14 protein-coding genes are annotated in these 23,116 nt (G+C 41.9%); 1 reads left to right on the top strand and 13 read right to left on the bottom strand.

What is annotated here, in order from left to right; genetic code table 11:
* Positions 1–303 precede the first annotated feature (303 nt).
* Positions 304–1,689, top strand: coding sequence for a nucleotide sugar dehydrogenase (locus tag OQ289_RS02090; protein WP_270089221.1), 1,386 nt, complete (start codon positions 304–306; stop codon positions 1,687–1,689).
* Positions 1,690–1,760: 71 nt separating this feature from the next.
* On the opposite strand, the gene OQ289_RS02085 is transcribed toward OQ289_RS02090, so the two are convergent.
* From OQ289_RS02085 to OQ289_RS02025, 13 genes are all read right to left on the bottom strand, one after another.
* Positions 1,761–2,393 carry a porin family protein gene (locus tag OQ289_RS02085; RefSeq protein WP_270089220.1) on the bottom strand — a complete coding sequence of 211 codons (633 nt, stop codon included), beginning with the start codon at positions 2,391–2,393 and terminating at the stop codon, positions 1,761–1,763.
* Between the two features lie 176 nt (positions 2,394–2,569).
* A complete protein-coding gene (locus OQ289_RS02080) occupies positions 2,570–3,718 on the bottom strand; it encodes a discoidin domain-containing protein (RefSeq protein ID WP_270089219.1) in 1,149 nt (382 codons plus the stop codon).
* 17 nt (positions 3,719–3,735) lie between these two features.
* The gene (locus OQ289_RS02075; protein WP_270089218.1) at positions 3,736–5,481 is read right to left on the bottom strand and encodes a LamG-like jellyroll fold domain-containing protein; all 1,746 of its coding nucleotides are present in this window, start codon (positions 5,479–5,481) and stop codon (positions 3,736–3,738) included.
* Between the two features lie 25 nt (positions 5,482–5,506).
* Positions 5,507–7,525 (bottom strand): M60 family metallopeptidase, encoded by a 2,019-nt coding sequence (locus tag OQ289_RS02070; protein ID WP_270089217.1) that lies wholly within the window; start codon positions 7,523–7,525, stop codon positions 5,507–5,509.
* 23 nt (positions 7,526–7,548) lie between these two features.
* Positions 7,549–9,294: a DUF4983 domain-containing protein gene (locus OQ289_RS02065; RefSeq protein ID WP_270089216.1), complete on the bottom strand. Its 1,746-nt coding sequence runs from the start codon at positions 9,292–9,294 to the stop codon at positions 7,549–7,551.
* Between the two features lie 11 nt (positions 9,295–9,305).
* Complete coding sequence (locus OQ289_RS02060) at positions 9,306–10,922, bottom strand: DUF5008 domain-containing protein (protein WP_270089215.1); 1,617 nt, start codon at positions 10,920–10,922, stop codon at positions 9,306–9,308.
* Positions 10,923–10,941: 19 nt separating this feature from the next.
* Positions 10,942–11,640 (bottom strand): fasciclin domain-containing protein, encoded by a 699-nt coding sequence (locus OQ289_RS02055; RefSeq protein WP_270089214.1) that lies wholly within the window; start codon positions 11,638–11,640, stop codon positions 10,942–10,944.
* 47 nt (positions 11,641–11,687) lie between these two features.
* Positions 11,688–13,199 carry a RagB/SusD family nutrient uptake outer membrane protein gene (locus OQ289_RS02050; RefSeq protein ID WP_270089213.1) on the bottom strand — a complete coding sequence of 504 codons (1,512 nt, stop codon included), beginning with the start codon at positions 13,197–13,199 and terminating at the stop codon, positions 11,688–11,690.
* Positions 13,200–13,209: 10 nt separating this feature from the next.
* Entirely contained in the window at positions 13,210–16,377 is a 3,168-nt protein-coding gene (locus tag OQ289_RS02045) for a SusC/RagA family TonB-linked outer membrane protein (protein ID WP_270089212.1), read from the bottom strand.
* A 21-nt stretch (positions 16,378–16,398) separates the two neighbouring features.
* A complete protein-coding gene (locus OQ289_RS02040) occupies positions 16,399–17,433 on the bottom strand; it encodes a DUF5007 domain-containing protein (protein WP_270089211.1) in 1,035 nt (344 codons plus the stop codon).
* Position 17,434: 1 nt separating this feature from the next.
* Positions 17,435–18,106: a fasciclin domain-containing protein gene (locus OQ289_RS02035; protein WP_033563542.1), complete on the bottom strand. Its 672-nt coding sequence runs from the start codon at positions 18,104–18,106 to the stop codon at positions 17,435–17,437.
* 22 nt (positions 18,107–18,128) lie between these two features.
* Positions 18,129–19,646: a RagB/SusD family nutrient uptake outer membrane protein gene (locus tag OQ289_RS02030; RefSeq protein ID WP_033563543.1), complete on the bottom strand. Its 1,518-nt coding sequence runs from the start codon at positions 19,644–19,646 to the stop codon at positions 18,129–18,131.
* Between the two features lie 19 nt (positions 19,647–19,665).
* Positions 19,666–22,542: a SusC/RagA family TonB-linked outer membrane protein gene (locus OQ289_RS02025; protein WP_270089210.1), complete on the bottom strand. Its 2,877-nt coding sequence runs from the start codon at positions 22,540–22,542 to the stop codon at positions 19,666–19,668.
* Between the last annotated feature and the right edge of the window lie 574 nt (positions 22,543–23,116).

Genomic DNA, 23,116 nt, shown 5'->3' with positions numbered 1-23,116 from the left:
GTAAACCTAGAAAAAATGCTTTGCATTCACGAATCGAAAATAAAAAACAATAGGGAGTCTTCGACACCCATCTTTCCAAAATATAGACCGTTAATACGATTTGGAGATTACGCAATACTCAATTCATTTGCTTAATTTTACTTCGCATTCACGTAGCTGTCAGTATAAAGCGTAGCATCCACGCCTACATTTGAATACAGACAGGAAGTGTATAACTATATTCCAATAAACATATTGTAGAGACCGTACCGACAGTAATGACTATGGTTGGTATGTGGAGTTTGAATAAAAAATAGCGCACATATGAATAAAAAAATAGAAAAGATTTGTTGTATCGGTGCGGGTTACGTGGGTGGCCCCACGATGTCCGTGATTGCCCAACAATGCCCTGATATACAGATAACCGTTGTAGATATGAACGAATCCCGTATTGCAGCATGGAATAATTCCAATGTAGATTTGCTCCCTATCTTCGAGCCTGGTCTCGCGGATATCGTTGCCGAAGCAAGGGGGCGCAATCTATTTTTCTCGACAGATATTGAAAAGGCTATTGACGAAGCCGATATGATTTTCATATCCGTCAATACCCCCACCAAGAATTATGGAAAGGGAAAAGGGAAAGCTGCAGACCTTAAATACATTGAGTTGTGCGCTAGACAAATTGCCGAAATTGCGACTTCGGACAAGATTGTGGTAGAAAAATCTACCTTGCCCGTACGAACTGCTGCTGCACTAAAGAACATTTTGGACAACACAGGCAATGGTGTCAATTTTCACATCCTATCCAACCCTGAGTTTCTCGCAGAGGGCACCGCCGTGCAAGATTTACTCCATCCCGATCGTGTCCTTATCGGTGGAGAAGATGCGAATGCGATAACAGCACTTGCTGCTATTTATGAGAATTGGGTGAGCAAGGATCGCATCATTACGACCAATCTGTGGTCATCGGAACTATCCAAATTAACGGCCAATGCTTTCTTGGCTCAACGCGTGTCCTCCATCAATTCCATTTCGGAGCTTTGTGAAAAAACAGGGGCGAATGTCGATGAAGTAGCCAGAGCAATCGGTATGGATTCTCGTATAGGTTCTAAATTCTTAAAGGCTTCTGTAGGTTTCGGAGGCTCTTGTTTCCAAAAAGACATTCTGAATTTGGTATACATTGCCCGAAGTTACAATCTGCACGAAGTGGCAGACTATTGGGAGCAAGTCATTTTGATGAATGACCACCAAAAGCATCGATTCGCCGATCATATTATCCAAACACTGTACAATACCGTATCAGGCAAGAAAATAGCCTGCTATGGATGGGCTTTTAAGAAGGACACAAATGATACCCGCGAATCAGCGGCAATCTATGTGGCCGACTATCTTTTGAATGAGGAAGCTGAGCTGGTCATATATGACCCAAAGGTACCCGTTGAAAAAATATATGCCGACCTAGACTATCTTCATACTCGTACGCCCGAAGAAAACCGCCGCTTGGTAACGGTCGTCACCGATCCAATGGAGGCCGTTAAACATGCCCATGCAATCGCCATATTAACAGAGTGGGATGAATTCAAGACCTATGATTGGACCTTAATCAAAGAACTGATGAAAAAGCCCGCCTTTGTATTCGACGGCCGAAAATTGTTGAATCGCAGAGTATTGGAAGGTATCGGATTCAAATATTACGCCATTGGCGAATAATATCGTCTACTATTAAACGATAAGGGGGCAAGGATACATCCTTGCCCCCTTATCGTTATATCACAATTTTCTTAGAGCTGTATTCCCACACCAAGGGAAAGCACTCTATTTTTGACCTTATTATCGACCTCACTACCATACAGGTTGGCTAAACCTAGTCCGTAGCCCATATTTACCAACATACCATTATCAAATTTATAATTGGCCATGAGGCTGATTCCGTAGTCTTGTCTTTTAAAATCTTTCTTGTTAAATTCGAAATCGATCGTTCCTTCGGGGTAGCGATTTCCCTGTCCTTCAAACTTTTGTTTGCCCGCCACATTAAATCCTATATAAGGCCCCACACCAAAATGCAACTGATCGTCTCCAATCAACATCTTGCCCACCAAATGGACTGGAACATCGACCACCAACAACCGGGTCTTCAACTGTCCAAAATCGGTTTCACTCTCAAAGTACTTGTCATTATACCCCTTACCACTCAACGTGACCCCAGGTTGTATCGAGAAGGATTGTGCAATAGGCAAGTCGACAAACCCGCCAATAAAGCCTGACACATACGTTTTGGGATTACCTCCTTCGGCAAACTGGAAGGTAGGAAAGGCAAGCCCTGCCTTAGCCCCAAACTCTACTTGAGGTTTATATTGTGCATGGGCAAGTACCGAAAAAAGGATAAAAGCAAAGAGTAGATTCAGCTGTTTCATAGTCATCATGTCTGGATATCCAAACTTAGACAAAATGTGCTACAATCGCGAGCGTCAAATCAAAAATAATGAAGAGAGAAATCTCCGCTAATGTAGTATGACAGAGAAGCATTTATAATGTTTAAGAAATATTCCCTAAAAGAGATTTCCTTTTAGGGAATATAAATTCCATTCTATTATTCTAAGATTCCCTTCACGTCAATCTCAGCCAAGTGGGCATAAAGTTCAGCCACATTATTTCGCGGCCATCCATCTTTAAACACAAACTTGACACGTTTAACAGGCTTGCTCGTAGGTAAATCAAATGATTTTTTTGCTCCTTTATCTTGTATCTGAACAAGATCTTTAGCCACCAACTCATATTCTTCTGAAATTTCTGCCTTCATATACACGTCAAACGTCTTTACCCCATCATTTGACCCATTAGTCCTATTATACAGTGTAATTTGATCGACCATAATCAACTCTTCCATTGTGATTTCTACTTCAAATGGAAACACAGTTGATGGTTTTGCTGGATCCGGGTACCAATTGGTATGCCAATGATCATCTCCTGTACTTACACCATTGATGAGTTTAGTAGGAGCATATGTTGCATTATGTTCGTCAGTAGCTGATATTAACCAATTCGCCTTATCTGCTTGAGTTGTGTAACTCCTATCTAACATCACAAATGAGGTTTTCGTTGCACTCTCCCGACCAGTACCATCTTTAAATTTGACATCAAAGTCTACCTTTCCCGCCTTGAGTGCCACCGTCTCCAGCGTATCCTTCAATGCTATTGAATTCTCCACATTCATTACATGCGTTTCCCCATTTGAATTGTAAGATACAGTGGCTGTGACTGGCGTCAAAGATTCATTGTCCCAAATCAGCCGCAGTCTATTAAACTCCTTTGATAGTTCGAAGTTCTCCGCAAGATGCTCCACTAAATAGCCCTTATTCGTGGCCTTCCTTTCCACGATCTTAGAAGGGGTGCCATCTTTAGCAAAGTATTGCAATGAAAAGGCGTACTCACTGATATCGGCCATTTGAATAAAGTAATTTTTGGTAAAATCCTGTATGACCAATTCTTTTGCTTGCCCAACTTCCGTGTATTTGATGATTACCTTCTCTACTCTATCGCTCACGGAGGGCATCACCACCTTAAATTTAAAATCATAGGTACCCTCTATTTTAATATCGACAGGTCCCGCTATAATTGATTTAATCTCCTCTTCTTCCTCTGGAAGCTGTGTGGGCAATATCAATGTATTTTTCTGGCATGCGACCATGCTCGCGAGCAACGCACATAACAGGGTCAAAAATTTTAGTTTTAATCTCATCTGTAAACAACTATTTGTTACTGTAAAAATTCTAATTCAAAATTTTTCAAGAAATTCTGGCCTTCTAGTCCCCAGCTATCTCTTACATTGATATTGAACCAGTACAACATCTGCATCGTGATGTCCTCGCTCTTTATCAAAATAGCTTTTTCGGGGTCTACATATGGCAAATTATTACCAAAAATATTGAAGCTTGCTTTTCCAAGAATAGGCATATCAGGTTGTCCTGATACTTTATTCTTAAAGACATTTTCTTCTACTTTGTCCAAAGGCCAGTATCCTACCAAAAATTGCTTTTTGGGATGATTGTCTTCCAGACCTACACGGTTAGCATTTTGCAAAATCTCTTCGTCAGTTAAAGCTACATTCCAAATATGGACGTCAGCCATATAAAAATCCAAGTATTGATCTGAAAAGACTTCAGGTTGGAAGCCAAACGTCAAAGGACTCGTGGACAATACATTGTTAACATTCAGCGTTGCTAGCTCTCCAGATGTCGCCAACCTACCATTGATATAGAATTTGGCGGTTGGAATACCATTTATTCGAGAGAAAGTTCCCGTAATATGCGTCCAAACTTCATCCACTCCAACAGCTCCAGCACCAATCTCAATCTTAGCACTTCCATCAGCGACGAAGAATGAGACATTATTTCCAGATCTGAAAAAAGACCAGCCTGCTGTACTTCCACTTCGAGCATTCACTTTACTTAAAAATGGCGGCCAACTGTAGGAATAGCTACCGTCCGCCTTTTTGTTGATTTTAACTTTAGCCTCTACCGTAAGCTCTCCCGTTCGAGCTATATTGTAATTAACTTCTTGCGGAGACACCGTCGTATTCCGAGCTCTCATAGCAGTCACCCCTGCGTTGTCGTAGCCATAGAAGCGAGGTGCCATGAGGGTCTCTGCTTTCAATTCTTGTTTTTGGAATTTTTTATAGTGATAGATAGCAAATGTATTACGTTCCTCCAACGAACTACCACCGTAACTATTTCCTAGCCCTCCATGATTAGAAGTGACAATTACCAACCATTCCTCTTTATCGTAGCTACTTCTTGACTCAAGCGCAGTCATTATTTCGCCGACGTATCCATCTACTTTTAATGTGGCATTTTTATACTCTGGGCTATCAAATGAGAATTGGGTTTGCGTGCCTGCTTCCTGCACAGAGGTAAACTGCGCCACGAGTAGGTCTGCATTTGCATTTTTCAATTCTTCGACGACTGAGCTTTTTACTTTCTCATCTGAATCGAGTGCTTGTGCCTCGTCAGCATCCATCAACAAAATATTGTTCATAGCCGATGTACGCGTGATAACCGCAGAACTCAAATAGGGATTTTGTTCCGAAATCCGAAAGAAAAGAGAAGGGTAGAAATCTTCACTATCATGTGGATGATTAGGATCGGGAGTTGGAATATACGAATCTGTCGTAATCTTATGCTTATTAGAGTTGACTCCCGTCATCATCGTCGCCCACGAGGACGGGTCAGAGGTATTCATATCTCCTAAGGAGACAAAGGAGTATTTTCCATTTTCCATTAGTTTCCCCAGATGTTCGGGAATATTATTCTCCAACTCGCTCCCGACCAATCCATCTATAGAAATAAACAGGATTTTCCGCTTCACTTGATTAGAATCCACATCTTGCTCATATTCCTCAAACTCCGGTGCTGGGTTATTATATTTCGTACAACTTGCCAAAGCCAGTCCCACCATGAAAACAGCGAGCCAACGATTCCACTTGTATTTATTTATTTTTCTCATTGTCATTTAGGTTAATTACAATCCATTAATCCACATCATAAAATGCCCCAATTTCACCAACAGCATGATGTGTCGATCCGTTGTGATTTGTATTTCTAAAGAAAATCTTGAAATATCGAATATTCCGTCTTGTTTTCAATCTAAATTCTTTACGAGTTGCATCATTGACCATATCGAATGAATAGCCACTTTCCAAATCAGCAGCAGTGAGGGTCGTATAAGTCAGATTATCCTCACTGACTTGGATTTCAATATTCTTAGGCCGTTGTCCCGAACTATTCTGCCTTGGGACCAAATAGAACCCTTTGACTGCTTGGCTAACATTCATATCAAAAGTGACAGTATGCGGAAGCGCAGCTGTAAGCGCTTGCCACTGCGAGTGCCAGAATGTATTAGCATTACCATCAATCATATGAATAACTTTACCGTCAGTCGTACCTTCTCCAGAAGGCTCTTCTGTACTTTTTGACAAGACCTTCCATTCGGTATTGAATAAATCCACCTTTGGGTTCATGGCACCATCGCCTCCTGTATCATTCAATGGGTTGTATTCCCAAATGGCTTTTTCCATTGGTGGGTATTTTGCTGCCATTTCGCGCTTTGCTATTCCGCTCACACCGATGCCCCATGCGGCGCAAAATCGGGCATAGTCTCTTCCAGTATAATCACACAAAGTCCTATAGAAAAAGTCCCGCTTGGCCTCATCCAGCCCAAATGAATATTTCACATTCCGTGCCTGATTGTATAAATAGGGCATAAATTCCCATCCATCTTCTCCATTTTTGCCTTCTATCTTATTAAACAATTGTAAAAAAGGCGTAATCTTAAAGAAAGGAGCATTGTCACCGTTGGCGGCTTCGTCCGTAATACTATTTTTTGAAATGGGTTGCTTGGCGTATGCGAGTGCAGCGGTGAAAGCTTCATTCAATGCTGGATGTGCATTTCCAATATTCTGGATTCCATTACGATGTAAACCTTTGAATACAAATAAATTATTTGTAGTTTCAATTAGTCCATTCCAACTCCATGCACCAATTTGTTGATAATTGTGGCCAATCTCATGGTAGGTCCCCCAATTTTGTCCTGCGCGGATGGTGGCTAGATCGACCCACTCATTCAGCCAGCCCCTATCGTTGGTGGCTACCCATGGATTGCCAGAGTGTCCATATCCGCCAGTTAATTGGATATCCAATACCCCTCGTTCGGGCAAAGTAGGATATTTATTTTTAAGTTCTGCTGCATTTGGTGTCAACCCCATCCAATCGTAGTAATCCTTTTCGTAGATGACATTCCACTCAGCCATCACCTCATTGATATCTGACAACTTACCCTCATTAATAAGCCCCACTATAGCATTTCGGGGTACATTGAATACTACCCTTTTCGCCCTCAGTTCAATCCACGGCACCTCATTTTTGAGTATATCTTCCTTCCATTTACCCACATCGGTCACCCCATGTACAAAATCAGAAGCCCTTACCACTCCTGCCATTTTCAAGTCAACGGGCGTATCCCTCGAAATATTGGTGCGGAGCCACAAGGTCCCTCCGTAGAGATTTTTTATATAGTTTGTCCCTGGAAACAGTTCCTTGACCGTATATATTATCGGATCCCTGCGCAAAGGCGTTTTTCCGGACAAATTGTCCATATGCACACCTATCTGTGCCGTAAGTCCAATAACTCCATCAGGAACAATAATCTTAATCAATTCACCCGCCGGAGCATATACACCTGTACTAAATATGGGTTGCGGTACCACACTCACCATTCGTTCAAAACTGGAGGCATATTCAAATTTGAAATCCATACGTATGGTCGTGTCTCGCGTACGGTACACATTTTCCCCAACTAGGCCTGGAAAAATCCGTGCTCGGTGATACAGACTCTTATCTGCTTCAAACATCGTCGTATCCGTCACGATATCCGAGGGAATAGAATCTCCTTGTTGGTATCCATTTTCAAAGTCATATCCATATTTTCCGCAAGAACTCAATGCTAGGAAGCCCAATATTGCGAGAAGTCCTGTTACATATTTCTTTTTCATCGTCATCATCGATTTATCTGTTCTTAATCTCTTATATCCACAAATAATGGAGCCCAACTTTTTCCATCTAACTGCCATGAAACAGGTGTATTGATTCCCATCCATTTATATATCATGAATGAAATATCTACCGAATTGGGCACTACACGGTAGAAAGCATAGGTAATTGGAGGTTTAAAATGACTCACCACATCTCCAAAACTCATCCAATTGTATGGGCCTGTAATCTTCATATCGCCAGCACGGCCTGTGACCTCTGTAAGTACACTCTTGCCTACATCGTCATATCCCGGCCAATAACCAATCAAAGCCGAATATTTGGGATGGGTTTCGTCAACGTGTGTTATACCGGCTAGGTCTTTTACCTCCTTACGTGTGAAGGCGGTGTTGTAAACCTGCAAATTTGCCATCAAAACATCTGGATCAGCATTATTATTGCCTGGCCATCTCCCCATTGCCAGGGGAGATGTGTTATCTAGATTGTCCGAATCAGCAGTTGCTCCTTGATTAAATACACCATCGGTAAAAGCTCTTACAGAATCTGCATCTCCAGTACGATCGACAACGATGGTCATCGAGTGCCAATTTCCATCATTAATTTGTGTCCCAAACACTTGCGAGCCGAGAGCAGAGTTAAATCCCCACGCCATCTTGCCGTCCCTTACCTCCCCAAACATATTCCAACCCGCCCCTGCAAAGCCTTCCACTCGCTTGGACAGGAAGATGGGATAGTTCCAATTACCCCCTGGAATATTGCTTTTTATGAACAGTGTGATAGTGAAATCTTTGTCATTTCCAAAATTAAAAGCGTTCACATCATCTAGTTTTGCATTTACTGGTGTAGCACCATAGGTAAATCGCAACGCATTTCCCCCAAATGGGATTTCTGTCGAGTTGGGTCTTGCCAATACCTTTTCGGCAAATTTAGGTGAGTAGAACATCGTAAACGTATTGCGCACGGGATCTCCATATACGGTATTGTCGATTACTGTAGTAGCTGCTTCGCCACCTTTGCTTGAGGTTATGACGACTAGCCACTCCTCTCGTTCGAATGAAGCTCTCTTTTCCATCGCTGTGATAAGTGCTTCGATCTTAGTATCGATGTCCTTAACAGCATCAGCATAGAGAGGATCCGTACTTTCGTAGCTACTTTGCTTGCCCACCTCTTCTACATCTCCAAACTGGGCAAATACAATATCGCTCTGTCCATTTTGCAATTCTTGTATGGTATTTTGCAAAGTCAAGGCATCGTCTCCAGCGAAGCTTTTTTGATTATCCGCATCTTTGGTCAAAGCTGCCCCTAGCTCATTCGAAGAAGTAAAGGCGACAGAAGTATACCCTTTGTTCTCTGCTTTTACACGAGCAAATAGCGTCGGAAACTCCGTCAGTTTAGCCAAAGACAAATCATCGGATACCACACCGTGTTTGTGCGCCTCTACCCCTGTAAGCAAGGTCGCCCAGCCCGACTCTTTGGTCATGACCGTCCGCGAGGTATCGGCTAATGCGCCGTATGTATAGAGTGATTTACGCTTTATTCTTTTGAGTGTTGGCGGCTCTAGATCCTGGACGGCTTTCCCCCGCAACCCATCAACCAATATATACAATACCTTGGTACGCCCAGCCTCCGCGGGCAAGTCTGTAGGATATTCTTTTAATATTTTCGGAAAGTCTTTGTTGCAAGATATTGTCATCAACAGACTTATTGGAATCAAAACCGCGTATGCGACACTTCGCATTTTATTTCCTATGGTTATAATTTGCTCTTTCATAATCGTCAGCCTTAATTTTTTATTTCCAATTTAACAATACCCGATATAATCTTCTTTTCCACGACTCCAATCGCTCCCCCTAATAAAATGGCAGGATGTCCAAGCGAAGAAGTAGTTTCCACGACCGTATTGACCATACCACCAAAGAGACCTATATTATTGTATTTCTGCTCTGCTGTACCATCTGCATTTAGAATCAACAAGTTCGACCGTTTAACGCCGTCATACTTATCCACGCTTCCTGACAATAAAACTTTGCCACTATTCAAGATATAACCATAATAGAAGAAACTCTCGCCTATGTCTTTCAACTTGAAGGTTGGATCTAGCGAGCCATCTTCATTGAGTACGACTACACCTTTCGCAGGTTGTCCATTGAAGGACGTAAATCGCCCAGTGATAATCATTTTTTTACGATTTTCATTGTATTGAATAGAAAATATAGCGTCATTGGCACCAGTCCCGACAGCAAAACCGGCATCGACTTTACCCGTGGCATCAATTTTCATAATACGTGGTACTGCCTTTTGATTATAGCTTGTAAAAGATCCCACTACGACAATATTGTCCCCGCTTAATTTTACAGCATCCGTTATTTCACCATTGGCACCTACGTTACTATAGTTGAAAGCAGAATCAAGTGTGCCATCAGAGGTAATGCGCATGATATGACGCGCAGGAGTCAATACTTCTCTTTTTTGATCGCGAGATGAATACCGATAATCAACACGCGTGTGATAGTGAAAACCTCCAATTGCCACTATTTTATTGTCGGCAACAGTAAATACACGCCTCACAGATCCGCCTTGGACAGTGCCCCCCCCTATTCCCCCCATCGTACCGGCATTGAGTGCCGATACCGTATCCAATCCATTCTCAGGTTTATCTGTCGAGTTCAGCAGTTCTACAACTACAGAATCTATCTTGCCATCAGCATTAAGGCGCACAAGATTATTGAGGGACCTGTTGTGAAACTTAGAAAAGGAGCCCCCAACGACAAACATGTTATTTTGCCTTTTTATATCAGAGACCACCCCATCAAATCCTTTTCTAAATTCAAAGCCCGTTCCGGTCTTTCCGAGGCTGTTAATAAAATGGATTCCATTTCTGAAGACTGTGCTACTTGCTTCATTCTCATAGTTCGTGAAAAAACCACCAATTAAATAACCTCCAGAATGGGAAAGTATAGTATTCACCCCTCCATTAAAGCCATTCACTACGTCAAAATTATTATCTACTGACACATTCCCTTCGATGAGCAATCTAGGTCCATAGAACAACTGGTCTTTCATCTTTATTTTGGCAGTTCCCGAACTGATTAGCTCAGGTACAATAACCTGAATAGTGGAATCACTTAATGACTTTACCACTACAGGAACATCATTGATTGTAAAGTCAAATTGTCCCTCATATTGTTTGAGCCCTTTGACAAAATAGGTTACCTCCGCTCCAGGCTCAGCCAACTCCGGGTCTGAATAAGCTTTGGTAAATGCTACCCCCAAAGGCTCCTTCCCTCCTTCATACGGATCTTTGCCTATCTCCACTTCTTTTGTACAAGATAGCACACAAGTCACGGTGCAAATCGTAGCAAGAAAAATGGTTTTTTTAATAGAAACAATGCTTCTCATAATTTACTTCGATTAATAATTAATTGGTCCGTGGACTAACTCCTGTTGCATACACCTTATCAATAAAATCACGATTGTTGAATCCAAAGCCGTGTTTACTAAATTGCAGCACATGTACACTGCCGTTGTGAGGCTGAATATCAGAAGTAGCGACAGGAGCCACACCTAAACCGCTTATACTAAAACTATTCATACTCGAAATATGGAGCTGTCTATATCCCGCATACTTCACGATTTGCTTTACTCCTTCTGAATTGGTCGTGATGACATCGTTGTAAATCACTCCAACATTCATTGGTTCATCATTATAGGTCAAGTATATCTGCCCTGGAAATGCAATCATATTCAAGGTGTCCAACTGTGGAAAGTCCTTTAAAATATATTTATCCCGCATCATATACATCCCTAGGAAGTGTTTCCATACCGATGGTTTGATTTGCTCCAATTCTACGACTGTATCACGGCCATCCAGATATAAATTACGATTCAGACTTCTTAAGGTCTTACCAATAGACGCATTGGGTGGTGCAAAGAAGGTAATCTCTTCATTCTCGAGTGTGGGTTCCAGTCCTGCAATCTTTACAATTCGCACCAATGTATCAAAAAGCTCAGGTCGGGATTCCAGAAAATCCATAATCGTCCCATTAAATTTCGGATCGTGTATACCACCGTCTTGGTAATAATCCTTCTTACATGCCGACAATAGTAATATTGTCATCAGTAATGCTCCTATATATTTAAAATACCTCTTCATTATCATTAAAACTAGTTCCAGAAATTATTAAGTGTCATAAACGGATTATTGAGCAATGCATCCTTATGTATAGGCCAAGTCCACCCACCAGAATTGAAGGCTACGACGTTCATTGGCCTGGAAGTATAGTCTGAATTGACTACCTTTTTAGTCCTTACCAAGTCATAGTAAAAATGTCCCTCTCCCATCAATTCTCGCACCCGCTCCCACCATATAAAGTCCTTCAATTCCTCTCCCGTTTCTGTCTGAGCAAGCTTTGCTCCAGCTCTCCGACGTATCATATTGACTGCCTCGCGAGCTTCATCTTCACGATTCAACTCAGCCAACGCCTCTGCTCTTAGCAGTATAGGATCGGCATATCGAAAGACAATCTGATTATCATCGGGGTTGTAATCCTCCCCTTCTTCCATAAATACATTCACAAATTTCAACATCTGCATCATCCCATCGGTATTGTAGATATATTCGTCAAACCAGACTGTTTTACGTTTGTCCTGTTCGCCACGAGGATACAGTGTTTCCATGAACTTTGTATCATAGTAGATATAGGAGCGGGTAGTTACTTTATTAGGTGCTCGCAGTACATAATCCGCAAATGTGGCCGATAGATGGAAAGTTTCACCAAAATTCAAGTTCTGAACGATTTCAAAAAGCCCTTCCTTAGTCCTCCCTTTAAAAATCTCCTTGGTTCGCTCTAATGGTAACAATTCATAGGCCCCCCCATTGGTCAAAATCTCACCACCCAATTCTGCTACTTTTTCGTAATATGGAATCTTATCTTCTGTTGTAAATCCCGCAATCCACATATTCATGTGCATCATCAAGGTAATCCCCGCGCCGCGCATAGCCCGTACGGCCACAATAGACGGATCATCATACGTCCAAGGTAGATTTTTATAATGCTGCTCCATATCTGCTAGCCCATTCTTCAACACTTGGATCATGTTGGTACGTGGCAAGGGCGAACTTTGGTAGGCTTCAGTATAATACGGAATATCACCATACAGGCGCACCATAAAGAAATAGGCTAAATTTCGCAAGAATACAGCCTCTGCTCGATAAGCATCACGTTGTCGATCCGATAATATGGAGCTTTCCATTTGCCCAACTTCATAATAAAGAATATTTGCCGATTGCGCCATTTTATAAAAAAGGTTCCAACGCGTAATCTTGTCAAACCCAAAATAACTGAAGTCCCCATATATGGCCGCATTCAGGTTGTTGTTCATCACATGCGAAATATAATCTCGCCCTGCTCCGGAAGTCGCTGACGTACGATTGATAGGGGCACATCTCAAATCACCGGATGCTGGGAAAAACATCATTTGCATAGTAGCATCTCTGAACGTATTGTATATACCTTGAACATACTGATTGACATCCCGCTCCCGCTTCCAATAATTATTACCCGATAGGTCGTCAATAGGAGTCAAGTTCAAAAACTCCTTTCCACAAGAAGAAATCGTAAACAATGATGCTGTGAGAAAGATATATATGATCGTTTTAATTCCTTGGTATTTCATAAGTTGATGATTAAAATTGAACATTTAAGCCTACTGTATAGGTTCTTCTATTCGGATATCCATTTGATGAGTCCCTCCCCATCGAGGTAACCATCTCTGGATCCGGGCCAGAATAGCGGCTGAAGGTATAAATATTGCCAGCCGTCAGATACAATCGTAGTGACGAGATTCCCAACCGCTTGATAAATCTCTCCCGATCAAAGTTGTAAGCCAACGTCGCTGATTGAAACTTAACGTAGGAACCATCCTCCATAAATAAGGTCTGGTCATATCGATAAGGATCATATAAGGTATATCGTGTAAAGTCAAATGGATTAGGGTAATACGCATCATCTCCAGCCATTCTCCAGATATCATATTTATCCAAGGGCACCAGTGCTCCTGGATTTTTTTCCTTTGGATCTGCGCGACTGTTGTCTGGATCGGCATAATTACGGAATCGATCTGCCAACGCATTATTCATAATATCCCGCTTGATGCTGAAGAAGAAATCCGCACGAAGAGACCATTCCTTATATTTAGTAAAGGTGTTGAAACCACCCGTCAGTATCGGAAGGGAGTTACCTACATACACATAGTCATTCTCATCCAATACATAATCACCATTGATATCTGTCCAGATTGGATCTCCGGCCCTAAAGAAAGCTCCCTCTGTAACAGCATTCCCTGCACGATATTTCAATCCAGTGAGTGGATTTACAGGGACCTCATCGTCGGTTTTATATACTCCGTTATAATGCAGGAGTACATTTGTTCGGGAATTTATCCCTAGGCGAAACAATGTTGTCAGGTTCGTAACATTGGGATCAGCTTCTGAAAACTGTCTTACACCATCCGGCAAAGCGGTGACATAATCCTTATTTAAAGCGCCGTTGGCCGAGATAGTCATATCCCAATTGTCATTTTCAAACTTTGGTCGGTAATAGACCATCAACTCATGTCCCATATTGACCATACTGGTTTCGTTGGTCTTTACACTCTCAAAGGCATTGTGATTAGCAATCTTCTTTTCACGCAAGATCTGATCGGATTGTTTGTAATAGGTTTCATAAACCATGGTTAATCGACTGTTCCAGAATCCCAATTCAATAGCTCCATTCAACTGTGTCGTTTTTTGTGGTACCAATTGGATATTGGGTACCGACTTCATGACCAACTGTGTGCCGGGCTGATTATTGTAAGTACCACCACTCGTATAGCGACCATATACATCATATATAGAGCCCGAAGGCGCGATATTTTTCCCCCAACTACCTCTAATCCATCCATAGGACAGCCAATCTACGTCTTGCATAAATGACTCTTCTTTAAAGTTCCACCTCGCTCCAATCGAAGGATTGTGTGACCAAGGGTTAATATTACCGGTAGCCGAAGTCCCATCGACACGATAGGTAAACTCCATAACATATCTCGAATCATAATTATAATTGGCCGCCCCCGAGTAGCTCAGCAAACGTTGCTCAGCAATGTTGTTCAACGTTCCTCCGCGGGTGATGCGCGTATTGTATCCTAGTGCTGATGTAATCTGATCACTTGGTGTACCATTTAATCGCATAGCATCTGCTCTGAAATTATTGAATTCCATTTCGGAAAAACCATAGATTAAAATATTGTGCTTCTCTGCAAATGTCTTTGTGAAAGACAACATGTTCCGATTGTACAATTTGTCTCGACGATCATTATACGAATAGATTTCCGAGCTATTGGCGTTCAGTGCTTCCGGTAGAAAGCGATCCTTCGTTGAAAAAGTATAGTTATAACTTATGGTGGAGGTACCGATTAGTCCTTCAATAGGTTGATATTGCAGTTCCACTTGATTGACAATGTTTCCGGTTTTATTATCATCGTCCACGGATAGGGCAGCCATTGCGACATTACTAGCCGAGGAGAAAGATGGCGGTGGTAGCAGCGACGTTGTATTTGCCGCAGTCCCGACCCCAGATTGGTTAAAAGCATTGCCACTTCCCGTGCTGTTTTTTCCCAAACTCGTGTTAACATAGGCCGACATCATGAACTTTGGACTTGGCCTATATTGCATGTTCATCTGCAACGTATAGCGGTTGAAGCCTGTATTTTGAATAATCCCTTTTTCTTGGTAGAACCCACTGTTCAACTTGTAATTGAACTGTTGACTTCCTCCAGAGATGTTCACGTTTTGCGAATGGTTGATGGTGTTCCGATAAAATAGGCGTTGCCAATCAGTAGAATTATTGTAGTACACATTATTACTATCTGCCAAAAAAGGGGTATTATTGATTCGCTCCAAGGCCGCCCTATAAGTGGAGTCATACTGCAGAATCTGCATGACCCGCAATCTTCGCTCTGCAGCGCCACCAATCACGTCCCTTAACGTCGGAACGGTATTTAAAAATAATTGCGAGGTGTATTGAACAATAGGTATGCTGGAGTTTCCTCTTTTGGTTTGGACCAAGATAACACCGTATGCACCTCTAGACCCATAAAGAGCCGTTGCTTGGGCATCTTTCAACACCACGACCGATTCAATGTCCTCTACCGGAATCAGGGATAGGGGACTGACACCTGGAGAGGCGGATTCAAATCCATACTCATATCCTGTATTTTCATCTAATGGAACTCCATCTATGACAAACAGTGGGGCGGTAGGTGTCAAAAAGGCATTATCACCAGAACCAGAGACGTTCAGATTAGAAACCCCTCTAATAGCCATAGAACCTCGCATTCCAGGCGTTCCATTGTTCATTTGAATATTTAGACCTGCAACCTTACCTTGTAATAAATCGGTGAAACTCGCTGCAGGTACGTCTTGGATTTCTTTACCGCTGATCACCACGGCAGACCCTGTCAATGACTCCTTTTTACGCGCCTGATAACCAACCACTACTGCTTCTTCGAGCATCTGATCGCTTTCTTTCATGCTGACATTGTACACGCGCTTGCCAGCCTGCACCTGTACCCTCTGCTCTTCAAATCCGATACTTTTAAATATTAGCGTTGCATTGGCCGGTACGCTAACACTAAATGCCCCCGCCGTATTGGTACTACCCAACACCTTCTTGGACGACCCCAATAAGATGGTCACATTGGCCAATGGTTGGTTATTTCCCGTTCTGACGGTGCCCGTTATTGCCTCCTGTGCCCACAAAGATTTGCTGCACAGCATGCATATGGATAGCAAAATAAGATATATATTCTTCATAATTACAATTCTTAATTGGTTCTACTTTTCGTCTTCGAATTTGGGCGTCTCATTTGCGAACCTGATTTGGATTTCCCAATGACCTTCCTCAAAAATTGCATATTCCAATCCTATTTCAGATTCCTGTCTAAATCCTCCAAATCCTATTCTGCTGTATCTAAATGAGACATTTGCTAATTTCCCATCCTGAGTTGTATAGCGTGTCCGTTTCGAAATCAAAGGCATAGGGTAGGCCACCTGATACACCATCTTTTTATCTACCAGTTTACGATCAAAGCCGTGAACCAAATTATCCCAATCAGTTTGGTTGAAGAGCATCGGATCGATGTAGTTGTTCAAAGAATCTACAAAACTGAAAGTCAAGCTGTTTCCGGGTGCCTTATTGTCCACATCTTTACGGAAATACACCCTGACGTTGAATATTGGATCCCGCTCGCCATAGAGATTTCGCATGCGATTTGGATACACAAATGAATTCAGTGCAACCCCTGTTATCGCATTGTAGATAGAAGGGGTATAGGGCATCTCTTTGTAGGGTTTAAGCTTCATATTACGGACATACTTACGTCCGCCGTTATTTTGGATTTCGACATCAAATACATATCCAGAATCTGGAATCGTCTTCACGATATTCGAGTTACCACTGTCCCAAAAAATGATATCGCCAGAATTCTTCCCAATCTCAAGCATTGGGCGGTACTCCACTTTTCGTTTGCTTTCTATCTCAGCCAATGACTTCTCCTCGCCCGAATATTCCTTTTTCCAGATTTTTACCGGAAACTTGTCCATTAATTCAGTCGGGATCTCCCCCTTGGTCGTCCGGACATTTACCAAAGCAAATTGTAGGGGCTGCGAGGTATTGGTGCCCACATATGCCGCATTTTCATAGATATTCTTTATACCCAATATGGGATTAAATTCCTTGGTTGTATAGTCGACCTCTGAGCCCAATGAATCTCTATTTTCAGGGATATATTTTTTACAAGCCTGCAACGTGATGACCATTCCCACTATCGTAAGGATACGGCATAGATTAGTTAGATACGTGGATTTCATATTATTGCGCAAATTTTGTCGTTAATTTATTGAAGCCAAAATCATGTCCCGAGCTCAAGATGTGGATTACTCCATTTTTTGTTTTCAAGTTGACCGAAGCTGTATTTATTGATTTCCAGTAGCGTTGAAAGATGGAATTATTGACATCACTCAACTCAATTTGTTGCTGACCACCACCCACTAAACCAGAAGCATTGGTTACCTCATATTGCATATGCATCTTGTAATTGTACCTTACGCTTTCTATCGTTTGCCCTTCCACAAACGGGCTTAGATAATCCGTATCATACATGCCTTGAAATACATACCGGGAAAGAATGGAGTCGACCTCAATAAGATCCAAATCTTCTATATATAGTGGTTTTTTGTTGGCCAGTTTACGCGTGGTATTCAATGATTTAATCGCAATTTCAAAGCTCCTATTGGTGACTGCAAATAAGGTATACTGCTTACTGTCATCTTTGAGAGCTGTCCTTAATTCGGCTACACGATCGAGCGTCAGGATTAGAGAATCAAATACACCAGGTTGCGAATCCAAGTAATCGAGTATGGTACCATCAAAGGTTTTGGTCTCGTTTTTATAATCGAAATAATACTGATCCCCTTTCTGACAGGAGGCCAACCCTATCAGTAGGCAGGCTAGCCCCAGTACTTTATTTAATATCGTCATCATTCTTTAATTAGGTTAGCGTTCATTAATTCCAGTAATCATTCTGTTTGATAAGTGAATTATTTTTCAAAACTTCAGAAGCAATTGGCCAGTAAATTCCATCATTATCAATCATCTCACCAATCCGTTGGTTCACAGTTTTAATGCGATTGAGACGTATTTGATCATACCATCTCCATCCTTCACCCATCAATTCTCGTCTTCTTTCCTCAAAAATGGCCGTGATTAAATCTTCTTTTGATGCTGATGTAAACGGTGTTGTGTTTCGCAAGGTTTTTACGACGTTGAGTAGACGAATCGCTTCCGTCTCTTGCTTCAATACAGCCAATATCTCGGCCCGTAATAGGGTCATTTCTTCAAGTCGGGTAAAGACCAATGCCGATCCAAATACAGCATATGAATTTCCGGTGGTGTTGCCATCTCGCAGCACTTTAATCTTACTGAAGATGGGGGTCTCTCCACTATAATTGGTAAAATAGTTGGTCCGTGTTAATCCAGAAATTGTATCTATCCCGAAGCGCGTATCATTAGGTTCAGGGAAGGTTTTAGATATGGTATCCTTTGGTATAAAGATTGCCGGGTTCTTTTTAGATACGAGGGGTGCTGCCAAAGTCAATTCCTCGATATGCCCTGTCGCCGTAGCTTCACTAAGGTAGTAAGGTGAGCCCACTGCTAATATTTGTCCACCTACGTATTCTGTTGAAAAAATCCCGGTCCGTCCCGTCAGGGTGCCAATTGATGAATACGACACCGCAATACGATCGTACGTATCCAAGACAAACTTTGAATATGCATCCGCTTGGATGTAGCGTTGCTGCCACGCTGCCATATGGGATAGAATCGCATAAGCTGTTACTTTGTTAAACAATACCCCTCTCCACACAGAAGATCCTGCACCATAATAGCTTTCCGTCAAAAAACCATACCCATAAGGCAAGTCCTCTACCGCCTTCAACAATTCTTCTTCAGCAAAAGCCAACACCGTCTCTTTATCGTTTTTTGGTCGCTCCAAGAATTCGCCATCATCAAATGATTTGCGCAACAATGGTACATCTCCCCAGATTCTAACCATATAGAAATAGGTAAAAGCTCGAATCGTTCTGGCTTGAGCAATGTCCCACTTCAGATTGATTTCCGTATATCGCTTATCCTTTTCAAAAACTTCATGCGCACGTTCGATAAATAAGGAAGCCGCATTGATCACCGCATAAAATCGTCTCCAATTCGTCAGTGATTTGATAACAGGATATGAGGCCTTCAAATCATGATCATGTATCGCATCTAGATCGGCTCTATTAAAAGACTCAAAATCTCCTTCTCGCATCTCACCATACACCCAATGTGCGTTGTTGTCAAACATCGCAGCTCTCATCAGACCGTATATACCCATTAATCCTGCTTTAGTATCAGAAATGCTTTTCCATTGCAATTCCTCAGATGCCACATCCGAAGCGACTACATCCAATTGTTTATCACAGGAGGTGATTGGCAGCAGAAGGACAGCGGCGGACAATGCTATAGCTACTTTTATATATTTTTTCATGATGTATTCTGCTTAAATGTTATAGATCCAATTTTATTCCCAATGTATATGTCGGTGCTAAGGGTTGGCCGTATCCGGTATAATACCCGTTAAATTCGACCAACTCAGGATCGAGACCTGAGAATCCCGTCCACGTGTGCAAGTTGGTGCCAGAGACATATACATATGCTCTTCTTAGTGTTTTGACACGCTCCTTTAGCCCCCCCAGAGCAGATAAATCGTATCCTATGCTTAGCGAACGTAGTTTTAGGAAAGAAGCATTCTCTAGGAATAAATCCTGATCAACACGATACGGTACTACGCTACTCCATGGATTATAAATTGGGTACTTTTCAATATCGATATCCTGTTGCCAATGAAAAATCTCTCTTACGGACTGGATGCTATTGTTACTCTCATTGTTGATAAAATCGTATCGAGTAGAAGCACGTTGATTTAATAATTTGTGCCCAGCGGCAAAATATAGTTGCACCCCCAAATCAAATCCCTTATAAGAAATTTGATTGGCCCAACCACCAAAGACTTTTGGAGTGGCTTGCCCCTTCATCACTTTATCTTGCTCATCGACGTTGAAGTCACCATTACTATCCTTCCAAATAGGATCTCCAGCATTCAGGTAGATTCCGTCGAATGCTAATTTACGCCCCGATTGATTCACCGGAATATCCGATTCCCGTTCATAAATCCCCTCATTCTCATACAACCAAAATTGATCGATGGGCGCACCCACTTTTAATTTACGATCACCAATGACTAATTCGTCAAGGCCACGTGGCAAAGCAGTAAGTTTGTTTTTATTGAATGAGGCATTCACAGATGTTTTCCATTGAACTCCATTTGGGTTCTGTAGGATTGTAGCCCCCAACGTCAACTCTACCCCTCTGTTTTGCACGGTCATCCCGTTCACATGTTGGCTTTTGTAGCCATATTCATTCGGAACTGGAATTTCTACAATTTGATTTTTATCCGATTTGTTATACAAAGCCAGCGTTGCAAAAGCTCTATCCTGCCACCACGTAGCATCCACCGATAAGTTCATCTGATCCGAGTATGGCCAGTTGATATCGTATCCTATCCACCCAGAGTTATAGGGTCTGGAAATCCCTGCAAAACCATTAAATGACACCAATCCAGGTTCTGTGCTCCATCCCATATTGGTCGAATACTGCGGTCCTGTTGCATAGCGAGCACCCGATATTGGCCGAGCGATACGTCCAGCCCCCAAATTAAGTTTCAGGCTTGAGAATGGGCTTTCTCCCGACAAAAGGTGTTCTTTCAAATTCCACGACACATTGGCTGCAGGCGTAAACAACCATCTGCTATCGGGTTGTACTGTCGAGGCTCCATCGAATCTGATTAATGCCTCGGCCTCCAAAATATTTGCATAGCTGTACTTTGCTCGACCATAGAACGACTGCATTCTGAATTGGTCCTTATTATTCCAACGATATACGTTCAATCCGCCTTTCGGCAGTAGATAGTCACTCTCAGCAGCATTCCCATTCACGACATTGATTTTTACAAAATCATTCGGTCCATCATATGCTCGTGCATAGTTATATCGATAGAGGTCCATTACATAGTCACTCCCCAGATGAAGATTGAGTTGACTCTTCGGATTGACTTTCAGGCTATAGTTTAGGTAGTTACTAAACACCAATCGCTGTGAATAACCAAAAAAGTTAGACACAAAATTGCTTCCCTCCATTAAGGTTGATGGCCAGAATACGTCTCGAATACCTTCTGTGTAATCGATAGCCAATCTACTTTCATAAGAAAGGTCTTTGATAATTTTGAATTTAAAGTTTATAAAACCATTTACGGCATTCATGATATTATCATCTAAGGATCCGTTGAATTGATCTAAATAATAAGCATATGTATGACGATTAGGCGACAAGGGGGTGGACAAATCCGGCAGGTATGCCGTCTCGGCATAGCGATCTCTCAAGTTTTTATTACGCTGACGTTCAGATCGATTGGCGTTGATCAATGCTGATACGGTAAACCACTCAAATGGAGCCATATTGACACTGAATAAGGCTGTATATCCTTTGAATTTGGTATTATCTGCATTTCCTGCATTGCTCTTGTGTCCGCCATGAAAACTAAAATTAGCGCGATCCGATCCTCCCGTTAGACTCATATCTATAGCATATAGGGGATTGTTCTTATAATAAAGATCAGACCAGTCCGAAGGACCATAATAGTTCATATTGGTAGAATCACTCAAATATCCTGGATAGCGCAATCGATCGTTCAAGTCTCCATACTTTGCATAGAAGGGTTGACGAAACATATTCTCGTACTCCGCATTGATAGGCGTTACAGCTGTCTTCTGGGTAAATCCATAGTAACTGTTGATTGCAATTTCCCTCGGGCCCGATTTACCTGACTTTGTTATGATCCAAATAGCTCCATTGGCCGCCAGTGGCCCCAATTCGGCGAGTTTGACGGGATCTCTTATGACCTCAATCGATTTGATGGCATTCATATCCACTCGGGTAAACAAATCTGTCTCTGTACCAATTTTATTGAATTGATAACGTTGGATATCAAATGCAAAACTGCTTTCTTGCGCCAAAGGCACACCATTGACATAGATGGTCGGTTGTACAGCATTTACATTTCGATTTGCCAACAAAGGGCTTGATAGTCCCCGCCATACGATATTCTTTAAGCTTCCAGGCTCACCTGAAGGTTCTTGGACGTACAATCCAGAAACCGCTCCCTTTACAAACTGAGCAACACTGATGTATGGATTTTTATTCATCAACTCGATATCCACAGAGTCAGGCGAATTTCGACGTGCTGTCACCACATTCAGAATCCTTTTAAGGCTGTCCGTGACCTCCTGACTTAGCTCATCTTCCGTCGTGTCAGCAATTCCGTACATGTAGTCTTTTACCCAAGACGCATGTGTTTTCCCAAAGGAAAAGCTGCTTAAAAGGCAACACGAGCAAATACAAATAAGAGTGTATACGTTTCTCATCATAATTTATAGTTGATCTATAGGTTAGTATAGTCTTGTTAATAATTTCCAGTTAGTAATGGAGATTCTTAATCTCTAAAAAGCTTATTTTTCCTGGCTTTCATCGCCTGACCGTCACTTCTACCGATATAAGCATTAGTGCATATCTCATATTGGGACCAGTAGTAATCACGGCCGTCGAAAAACCACAGCACGATTTAGGTCTACCCCACGAGCAATTTTGGATAGATTATTGCATGGATTTTTTCAATCACACTAGAAATTTGTTTGGATTTCATGGGAACCATACCCGCTCCAATCCTTGAACATCTATAGGAAAAAAATAAAGCTGCCGATACAAAAAATCGTAATAATAAGCGCACTTGTCTATTCATCATATTTAGTCGATCTAGTTAGTATACTAGGTGTTAATAATTGAATCAATTATAGAGATATAAAATCGACAATATCGGAGGACTATTCAACGAAAACGATTGCG

Origin of the sequence: Sphingobacterium sp. SYP-B4668, from assembly GCF_027627455.1 — a bacterium.
GTDB lineage: Bacteria > Bacteroidota > Bacteroidia > Sphingobacteriales > Sphingobacteriaceae > Sphingobacterium.
The sequence above is the reverse complement of the archived record's forward strand: the minus strand, read 5'-3'. Positions and strand labels throughout refer to the sequence as shown.

What these genes read in the sequence shown, in the direction of transcription:
- OQ289_RS02055 (WP_270089214.1), bottom strand. Translation starts at nt 11,640, where the DNA reads ATGACAATATTACTATTGTCGGCATGTAAGAAGGATTATTACCAAGAC.
- OQ289_RS02090 (WP_270089221.1), top strand. Translation starts at nt 304, where the DNA reads ATGAATAAAAAAATAGAAAAGATTTGTTGTATCGGTGCGGGTTACGTG.
- OQ289_RS02040 (WP_270089211.1), bottom strand. Translation starts at nt 17,433, where the DNA reads ATGAAATCCACGTATCTAACTAATCTATGCCGTATCCTTACGATAGTG.
- OQ289_RS02060 (WP_270089215.1), bottom strand. Translation starts at nt 10,922, where the DNA reads ATGAGAAGCATTGTTTCTATTAAAAAAACCATTTTTCTTGCTACGATT.
- OQ289_RS02025 (WP_270089210.1), bottom strand. Translation starts at nt 22,542, where the DNA reads ATGTACGGAATTGCTGACACGACGGAAGATGAGCTAAGTCAGGAGGTC.
- OQ289_RS02050 (WP_270089213.1), bottom strand. Translation starts at nt 13,199, where the DNA reads ATGAAATACCAAGGAATTAAAACGATCATATATATCTTTCTCACAGCA.
- OQ289_RS02080 (WP_270089219.1), bottom strand. Translation starts at nt 3,718, where the DNA reads ATGAGATTAAAACTAAAATTTTTGACCCTGTTATGTGCGTTGCTCGCG.
- OQ289_RS02035 (WP_033563542.1), bottom strand. Translation starts at nt 18,106, where the DNA reads ATGATGACGATATTAAATAAAGTACTGGGGCTAGCCTGCCTACTGATA.
- OQ289_RS02030 (WP_033563543.1), bottom strand. Translation starts at nt 19,646, where the DNA reads ATGAAAAAATATATAAAAGTAGCTATAGCATTGTCCGCCGCTGTCCTT.
- OQ289_RS02070 (WP_270089217.1), bottom strand. Translation starts at nt 7,525, where the DNA reads ATGAAAAAGAAATATGTAACAGGACTTCTCGCAATATTGGGCTTCCTA.
- OQ289_RS02065 (WP_270089216.1), bottom strand. Translation starts at nt 9,294, where the DNA reads ATGAAAGAGCAAATTATAACCATAGGAAATAAAATGCGAAGTGTCGCA.
- OQ289_RS02085 (WP_270089220.1), bottom strand. Translation starts at nt 2,393, where the DNA reads ATGAAACAGCTGAATCTACTCTTTGCTTTTATCCTTTTTTCGGTACTT.
- OQ289_RS02045 (WP_270089212.1), bottom strand. Translation starts at nt 16,377, where the DNA reads ATGAAGAATATATATCTTATTTTGCTATCCATATGCATGCTGTGCAGC.
- OQ289_RS02075 (WP_270089218.1), bottom strand. Translation starts at nt 5,481, where the DNA reads ATGAGAAAAATAAATAAATACAAGTGGAATCGTTGGCTCGCTGTTTTC.